Annotated in this window: 1 pseudogene; it reads left to right on the top strand. The window is 33.1% G+C overall.

From position 1 onward, the window contains the following. Window positions 1-663: pseudogene (locus FXV91_RS10805) on the top strand (transposase); the annotation flags it as partial.

Below are 663 nucleotides of genomic sequence, written 5' to 3' on the forward strand. Positions count from 1 at the left end.
ATTTGTCTATAATTGGGCTTTATAACAGAAAATAAAAACTTATAAGCAAAATAACAAATAGATATCTAGGTTTGATTTACAAAGGATTTTAGTTCATGAAGTAAAACCTTCTAACGAATGGTTRAAAAAAGCTAATTCTCAGGCTCTACTTGCTTCTTTAGTAAACGTAGAATCAGCATTTACGAAATTCTTTAGAGAGAAATCTGGTTTCCCTAATTTCAAATMTAAGAAAAACCCAGTGCAATCTTATCAAATGCCACAACATTATTCGGTAGATTTTGAAAGAAACCTTATCAAACTACCTAAGATTGGGGAAGTCGAAGCAGTTCTTCATAGAAAGTTTGAAGGCGATATGAAAACTTCAACCATTTCAAGATCGAGTACAGGAAAATACTTCATATCTATTCTTGTGGGACGGAGAAGAACTTCCTGCTAAACAAGTTATAAAACCTGTTTTTGCAGCAGAAACATATTCTTGTGGATGACGGAGAAGAACTTCCTGCTAAACAGAGGATATCAGAATCGAGTACCATAGGAATTGATGTAGGCATCAAAGATTTTGCAATCCTTTCTAATGGGGTAAAAGTTGAGAATCCCAAATACCTAAMAMACTATCTAATAAGTATGAAATGTTTGCAGAAAAGAGTGAGTAAGAAGGTTAAA

It is taken from the genome of Methanosarcina sp. DH2 (assembly GCF_020804225.1).
Lineage (GTDB): Archaea > Halobacteriota > Methanosarcinia > Methanosarcinales > Methanosarcinaceae > Methanosarcina.